The 6,790-nt window shown below is 34.8% G+C and carries 10 protein-coding genes; 4 read left to right on the forward strand and 6 right to left on the reverse strand.

Translation table 11 applies throughout. The annotated features are described in order from the left end of the window. Positions 1-161: 161 nt before the first annotated feature. From ACZQCL_RS02870 to ACZQCL_RS02890, 5 genes are read right to left on the reverse strand one after another with little or no spacing between them, the layout of a single operon-like run. Positions 162-602 carry a GNAT family N-acetyltransferase gene (locus ACZQCL_RS02870; protein WP_418272787.1) on the reverse strand — a complete coding sequence of 147 codons (441 nt, stop codon included), beginning with the start codon at positions 600-602 and terminating at the stop codon, positions 162-164. 27 nt (positions 603-629) lie between these two features. Continuing rightward, entirely contained in the window at positions 630-1,055 is a 426-nt protein-coding gene (locus tag ACZQCL_RS02875; protein ID WP_288522520.1) for an N-acetyltransferase, read from the reverse strand. 48 nt (positions 1,056-1,103) lie between these two features. Next, positions 1,104-1,415 (reverse strand): PTS sugar transporter subunit IIB, encoded by a 312-nt coding sequence (locus tag ACZQCL_RS02880; protein WP_117925817.1) that lies wholly within the window; start codon positions 1,413-1,415, stop codon positions 1,104-1,106. Between the two features lies 1 nt (position 1,416). After that, entirely contained in the window at positions 1,417-2,313 is an 897-nt protein-coding gene (locus tag ACZQCL_RS02885; protein ID WP_288522518.1) for a DUF7916 family protein, read from the reverse strand. Continuing rightward, positions 2,310-2,894: a GNAT family N-acetyltransferase gene (locus tag ACZQCL_RS02890; RefSeq protein ID WP_482481803.1), complete on the reverse strand. Its 585-nt coding sequence runs from the start codon at positions 2,892-2,894 to the stop codon at positions 2,310-2,312. Before ACZQCL_RS02890 ends, ACZQCL_RS02885 begins: the two co-directional genes overlap by 4 nt. Positions 2,895-3,038: 144 nt before the next feature. Here ACZQCL_RS02890 and deoC point away from each other — a divergent pair, with 144 nt between their 5' ends. The 4 genes from deoC to ACZQCL_RS02910 are packed head-to-tail and all read left to right on the forward strand — an operon-like array spanning position 3,039 to position 5,947. Further along, positions 3,039-3,713 carry a deoxyribose-phosphate aldolase gene (gene deoC, locus ACZQCL_RS02895; RefSeq protein ID WP_227993961.1) on the forward strand — a complete coding sequence of 225 codons (675 nt, stop codon included), beginning with the start codon at positions 3,039-3,041 and terminating at the stop codon, positions 3,711-3,713. A 1-nt stretch (position 3,714) separates the two neighbouring features. After that, the gene (locus ACZQCL_RS02900; RefSeq protein WP_337619165.1) at positions 3,715-4,632 is read left to right on the forward strand and encodes a type I phosphomannose isomerase catalytic subunit; all 918 of its coding nucleotides are present in this window, start codon (positions 3,715-3,717) and stop codon (positions 4,630-4,632) included. A 3-nt stretch (positions 4,633-4,635) separates the two neighbouring features. Further along, a complete protein-coding gene (locus ACZQCL_RS02905) occupies positions 4,636-5,508 on the forward strand; it encodes an SDR family oxidoreductase (RefSeq protein ID WP_227993958.1) in 873 nt (290 codons plus the stop codon). A gap of 22 nt (positions 5,509-5,530) precedes the next feature. Further along, positions 5,531-5,947, forward strand: a complete 417-nt coding sequence (locus ACZQCL_RS02910; RefSeq protein WP_227993956.1) for a C-GCAxxG-C-C family (seleno)protein — start codon at positions 5,531-5,533, stop codon at positions 5,945-5,947. A 16-nt stretch (positions 5,948-5,963) separates the two neighbouring features. Here the strand turns inward: ACZQCL_RS02910 and hflX are convergent. Continuing rightward, positions 5,964-6,790: GTPase HflX (gene hflX / locus ACZQCL_RS02915; RefSeq protein ID WP_482481804.1), on the reverse strand; the 827-nt coding region annotated here is incomplete at its 5' end.

Here is a 6,790-nt window from a genome sequence, read left to right on the forward strand (position 1 = left end):
TCAAACCCATTGTCTAGTTCTTTACCTACTTTAGTGCTTCTTATTTTGTTTGTTGCATACCAAATAAGTAGGTATATCATGTTTAAAAAAATAAAAATCACAGTATTCTTTGTCATGTTTGTTCCTCCACAAATTCTGATTTATCTATTGCATTACGTTGATTACTTTACAGTGAAATGTGTCCATTCTATGCGATTATATTCCATCACATCATTTGCTTTTTTCATTCCTAATTTTTCGTAAAATGCAATGGCATTTTCATTCGCAACCAAATATACCGCAATATCATTTTTACCACCTGCTAAAGAATGTGCTGTCTTAATCAATTCCGTACCAATTCCTTGATGTAAATAGTCTCTGTCTACACCTAAATCTGTTATATAAAGCCAATAGGCATAGTCGGTCAATCCAAATAAGACGCCGACAATTTGATTATCCTTGTTTCTTGCAACAAGACTGATTGATACATGATCAACCAGCTTTGCTATTCTTTCTTCGAATCGTTCCTTCGGATACTGTGATCCTAGATCCGTACGCTTTAAAAATTCAATATATTCAATTGTAGAAATTCTCTCCTCTTTAATCTGAATATTTTTGCACATAACAATTTTCTCCATAAATCCCTAATTCTATTTCTGTTGCCATTCCATTACATATTCTTTTTCTTTGGTAGCTTCATCAAAGCCGCTATGCTGAATCTCAAATCCTTCTCTTTGATAAAAGGATATTGCCCGTAGATTCTTTTGATATACATTCAAAAATAATTTATTCCGTTTATTCTTTGCATAATTTAAAAGAGCTTTTCCTATGCCATGCGACTGCATTTCATTTGAAACAAAAATACCCTCAATATATTCATCATTTAGCCCTATAAACCCCTGTATTTCTTGATTCTGCTCATAAACATAAACAGTTGCCTGCAAAAGCAATTCCTTCACTAATTCAAAATTATTTTGCCAATATTGCGAAGAAATAAAAGAATGTGCTGTCACATTTGTATCCAACCATATATCTGTAACTTTATTTATATCTGCTTTTTGTAATTCTCTAATCATAATGATTGATCTCCTACAAATTCAAATTATACAACAAGGACTGATTCCTCAGCCCTTGTTCATCAATGAATATGCATACTTTAATACTTTAGTCCCATCCATACGACCATAATCTTCCATTGGTATGACACCAACAGGAATGTGTTTTACTGCCATTTTTTCTTTGATTCTTTTTTCCATGTAGCGGATCTGAGGACCAATTAAAATGACATCAATAGACTCTTCATTTACTTTTTGATCTACTTTCGATACAGGAATCGCAAAAATTTTATCTTTTTTTGATACTTCCTGCATTTTCGTTACTAAAAGACTTGTACTCATGCCTGCAGCACAAGCTAACAGAATTACTTTTTGTTCCATATTAACGATTAATTGAACGAGCCATCATAGATACGGTATGACGTACTCCTCTTACAGCTTTACTAATTGCCATAATATTTTCAACAGGTGCCACTCCACCATATCCTGCATCTCCAATATGCTGAATATCAACACCACAAATCTTATTCATAATCGCAATATCCTTAATTGTATCTGTATCAGATCCTTCTTGACTCGTTCCAATCGCAGAAAGAACTAAACCACCACAAGAATGCACTTCTTTACATACTGCCTTTAAATCATCCATATCAAATCCTGGAACGGTTCCAACAGCAGGAACTAGGATAACATCTGCCCCTGCCTTCACAAAGCGTTTTGCGATTTCAAGATCTGCCACTGGCTCATCCGATCCAGCACCATGCATTTTTCCTGCAATGATCAATCCGGAGAAATTTTCTTTTGTGAATGAGATTGCCTTTTCAATCTGTTCATTTGTTACGCCCGTACCTGGATTTCCAGTAAGACATACAAAATCAAAACCAACTTCATCTAATCTTTTGACTGTTTCCAAATTTAATTGACGACCCTTCGCAATATCCAAACGATCCTCTAACATTTCAGCTTCTAAATCAACCGGTTCTAAGTTCACCCCAATTGGGCGTCCTACTAAACGATGTAGTTCATCTACAAAGTTATCTTTATTATGTTCTAAGCCAAAAATGTATGGATTTAATACATCTAAACAATTCAACAAAATCATATCCGCCCCAAAAGCTCTGGCAATCTCTGCATTTGTGATATCCCCAATAAAGCTTTCTCTAGGCGCTACATTTTCAGACAAGATGACACGCCCCTCACTTGCCTTAATACTCTGTTTCAATTCTTGCGCATTCATCCTTAAAATTTCGGATGCATTTGCGCTAATTAATCTTTTCATGATTTACTCCTCAAAATTTCTGTGACATTTTGCCACGCATTCTTACTCTTTTGTTCTGTACAACCCTTATAAGCCCCTAAATACGGTGTAAAACCAAGTCTTGAATATAACTTGATAGCTCCATAACTTTGCGATTGGGTTGCCAAATACAATGGATACTTACCTGGAATTGTATCGTACATCATACAAAGTTTTGTAAGCATGGCCTGCGCAATCTTTTTATGTTGAGCCGATAAACTTACCGCTACATAATGAATGCGAAGTCTACTTTCTTCAAAATCATTTCCAAGCCAAAGTCCTGCACTGCCAACGAGTTCATTATTTTCATTTGCGACAAACAAGAAATGCTTCGAAAAGAAATCCTTATCTCTTGTAAGCATACTATCCCATTTCTTCCTTGCCTCTTCTAGATTTTCAAATAAACAAACCTCTGTCTGTAATTTACACCAAGCTTCTTTTAATGATTCATCAAATTCAACATAATGAAATTCTTGATTTAATTCGATTTCTTTACGAATGGTCTTACGCGCCATGACCATCAATACTTTTTCATAAGGTATACTTGTATCTAATACTGTCATATCATTCTCCATTTCTAAGATAAGTATATCATAATGCAGTACATTTGAAATGATATAACAATTTCTTTTTAAATGTTATAACATTTGCTTGACTTCTATTATTTTTCGTTCTAGAATGAAACCGTAAAAGAGAGGTAAACAATTATGAACAAAACACAACTCGCAAATTATTTTGACCACACATTTTTAAAAGCTTATGCAACTGAAGCAGATCTTACTAAATTATGTAACGAAGCCAAAGAAATCGGTGCCGCTATGGTTGCAATCAATACAACTTGGACTAAATTCTGTAAAGAACAATTAAAAGGAACAAACGTACATGTAGGAGCTGCCATTAGCTTTCCTTTAGGACAAGCTGGTCTAGCATCTAAAATTGCTGAAACAAAAATTGCAATTGAAGATGGAGCTGACGAAATCGATTATGTCATTGATATTGGACAAGCAAAAATGCACCACTGGGACTACATTAAAGAAGAAATGGAAAGTATTGTTTCTATTTGTAGAGAACATAACGTCATTTCAAAAGTTATCTTTGAAAATTGCTACTTAGAAAAAGATGAAATCAAACAAATTGCTTTAATTGCCAAAGAAGTAAAACCAGACTTCATCAAAACAAGCACAGGCTTTGGAACTGGGGGAGCCACTTTAGAAGATGTTCAATTAATGGTTGAAACTGTCGAAGGACAAGTGAAAGTTAAAGCGGCTGGAGGCATTCGCGATTGGAAAACATGTAAAGCCATGATTGATGCAGGTGCACAAAGAATTGGAACAAGCTCATCCCTAAAAATCTTAGAAGAATTTGAAGCCGAGGCAAAATAACATGAAACCATTTTTATTAGAACCCATTCATGATTACACAATATGGGGAACCAACCACATTTCTAAAGCTAGAGGCATCGATGAAGACTATGGAACTTGGTGGGAAGTCAGTGCCCACCCTTATTGTTCAAACAAAATTATTGGAACTAATAAAACATTAATGGAAATGATTCAAGAAAATCCGGATGAAGTATTAGGTAAAGGCTTTACGCTTCATGAAACATTACGATTGGCTTATCTAGACACAAAGGATGCATTAAGCATTCAAGTTCATCCCGAAGATGATTATGCCCTAGAACATTCAAATGACTATGGAAAATATGAAAGTTGGTATATTCTAGATGCCAAACCAGGCGCGACTCTAGTTGCCGGAACAACAATCAATGATGCAGATGAAATTAAAAATGCCTTAATGAACAACGATGTTGAAAAATATCTAAATAAAGTCGAAGTGCATAAAGGAGACTACATCATCATTCCTAGTGGTATGCTTCATGCCTTAGGAAAAGACATCTTAGCTTTAGAAGTTGGTACAAACTCGAACACAACCTATCGTTTCTATGACTACAACCGTAAAGGAAAAGATGGAAAAACACGTCCTTTACATGTCAAAGAATCTTTTGATGTCACAAACTTCAATTTAAAACCTACTTTTGTTCCACAAAAACATAAAACACACCGAATTGGAGATTGTCCTAATTTTACTGTAGATGAAGTTTATGCTGATTCTGATATTACCTTAACATGTGATGAACATTACATGATTCTATCCAATATTGATGCAGACTGTACAATCGTATGGAACAATGAAGAAATTGTATTACCACAATACGATAGTCTATTTGTACCATTCGCATCCAAAAAAATCACAATCAAACAAGGAGCACACCTATTAGTGTCAAATCCTAGAAAGGACTAATTTATGAAAACCATTTTAGTTACCGGAGCCAATGGCTATATCGCTAGCTTAGTAAGAGCGTATCAAAAAGATAACTTTAACTGGATCTGCATGACAAGAAAGGATGCAGACCTTACAAATCCTGAAGACGTAAAAAGATTTGTAGCGTCTCAAGATTTTGACATTTGTTTTCACACTGCTGCCAATGCGACAACTGCATTCTGTAATGAACATCCAGATTTAGTTCATAAAATCAATGTAGAAAGTACACAAGCGATCATTGATTGTTGTAAAGAAAAAGGCGCTAAATTGATTTTCTGTTCCACTGAACAAGCCTTCAATGGAAAAGAAAATCGTGGTCCTTTTAAAGAAGACGAACCATTAAGTGCTGTGACTGTATATGGACAAAATAAAATCGAATGTGAAGAATTGATTCAAAAACAATTGGATGATGCGATCATCTTACGCTTTACATGGATGATGGGCCTAAGCTATCCAGGCATCAAGGCAAGTCCAAGCATCATTAAAAATGTCATGAATGCGCTAATCAGCCATACTCCAACATTATTTACTGTGAATGAAAAACGTGGTATGACATATGCGAAGCATTTGGCAACACAATTTGATAAAATCACAAAACTTGAACCAGGCATTTATCATGTGGCATCAAAGAACACTATGACCACATATGAATCCGCAAAATATGTGGCTAAAGCCTTAGGTGCAAGTGATGAACTGATTGAAGAAATCATTTTACCAAACAACGAACGCTACCAAGATCGATTCAGAGATTATCGTTTAGATAGTGAAAAACTAGAAAGTCTTGGAATACATTTTGCGACATTTGAAGAAGATGTAAATGAAATTCTAATGGATTTTGGATGGAAGAAAAGTTAAAATAGCTTGTAGGAGGCTATTTATGACTATACTTGAGGAAAACGTTAAAAAATATTACCAAAGCGGATATAACTGTTCAGAAACACTACTTCATGCCTGCAATGAAACGTATCAATTAGATATTTCAGAAGAAGACATGAAAATAATGGCTGGATTTGGTGGCGGCATGTTTATTGGAAGTACATGCGGTGCATTAGTCGGATCGATTGCTGCTCTATCAAAAATGGTATGTAAGACAAAAGCACATGAAATGTTACCAGAATTAAGACCATTGATTCAAAAACATACACGTAACTTTAAAGAACTATTAGGCAATTTAGATTGTGCACACATCAAACCTGTACATCATAGTACAGATCCAAACATCAAATGTATGAACACTTGTTTATTGGCGGCAAAAGCTCTAGAAAAAACAATGGAGGAAGAACACCTATTATAGGATTCTTCCTCTTTTCTTATATTCGTAATAACCTGTCTACTCGATGAATCAAATCTTGTTGAATACTAAAATCAACCTCAACACCATCCTCTTTATATTCCTGCTTATGCACCTTACCATTGGTATGAATATAATCAAGTACACTTACCTTTTCATAAGGAATCACGACATGTAAAGTTTCCATATGAAATAATTCCTTTTCAATTTCCTGCTTTAAAAACGCAATGCTCGACTTTTCCTTAGCACAAATATAAATACGATCCTCTACACGTTTTGGATATTCAATATTTGTCTGATCACACTTGTTAAAGACATACAAGTAGGGAACTTTTTCACAACCAATCTCTTTTAATGTTTCTTCACAAACCTGAAGTTTGCTATCCTTATGTTCATTTGAAATATCCACGACTTTTAAAATCAAATCCGAAACCACAGCTTCTTCAAGTGTAGAATGAAAGGCTTGTACTAAACTGTGTGGTAAATCACTAATAAAGCCAACTGTATCACTTAAAGTAAATACATTATGGTTCTCTGTTTCAATTTGACGTGTTGAAGTTGTCAAAGTCGCAAACAACATATCCTTTTCAAATACCGACTTATCTTCATTCACAAACCCATTCATAATACTCGATTTGCCTGCATTGGTATAACCCGTTAGAGCCACACTTTTAACCATACTTTTTTTACGCTGATTACGCTGTACATTTCTTTGTGTATGAATCTTATCTAATTCTTTTTCCACAAAATGAATTTTACCTTCAATTCTTCGCGCATCCAGTTCGATTTTCTTTTCTCCTGTTCCCTTGTTTCTAGAACCACCACGCTGTCTATCCATATGTTTAT

The sequence above is a fragment of the Holdemanella sp. genome (genome assembly GCF_056804935.1).

Bases quoted from the DNA above. Each gene is read 5' to 3' on its own strand.
- ACZQCL_RS02870 (WP_418272787.1), bottom strand. From the start codon at position 602: ATGTGCAAAAATATTCAGATTAAAGAGGAGAGAATTTCTACAATTGAA.
- ACZQCL_RS02875 (WP_288522520.1), bottom strand. From the start codon at position 1,055: ATGATTAGAGAATTACAAAAAGCAGATATAAATAAAGTTACAGATATA.
- ACZQCL_RS02880 (WP_117925817.1), bottom strand. From the start codon at position 1,415: ATGGAACAAAAAGTAATTCTGTTAGCTTGTGCTGCAGGCATGAGTACA.
- ACZQCL_RS02885 (WP_288522518.1), bottom strand. From the start codon at position 2,313: ATGAAAAGATTAATTAGCGCAAATGCATCCGAAATTTTAAGGATGAAT.
- ACZQCL_RS02890 (WP_482481803.1), bottom strand. From the start codon at position 2,894: ATGACAGTATTAGATACAAGTATACCTTATGAAAAAGTATTGATGGTC.
- deoC (WP_227993961.1), top strand. From the start codon at position 3,039: ATGAACAAAACACAACTCGCAAATTATTTTGACCACACATTTTTAAAA.
- ACZQCL_RS02900 (WP_337619165.1), top strand. From the start codon at position 3,715: ATGAAACCATTTTTATTAGAACCCATTCATGATTACACAATATGGGGA.
- ACZQCL_RS02905 (WP_227993958.1), top strand. From the start codon at position 4,636: ATGAAAACCATTTTAGTTACCGGAGCCAATGGCTATATCGCTAGCTTA.
- ACZQCL_RS02910 (WP_227993956.1), top strand. From the start codon at position 5,531: ATGACTATACTTGAGGAAAACGTTAAAAAATATTACCAAAGCGGATAT.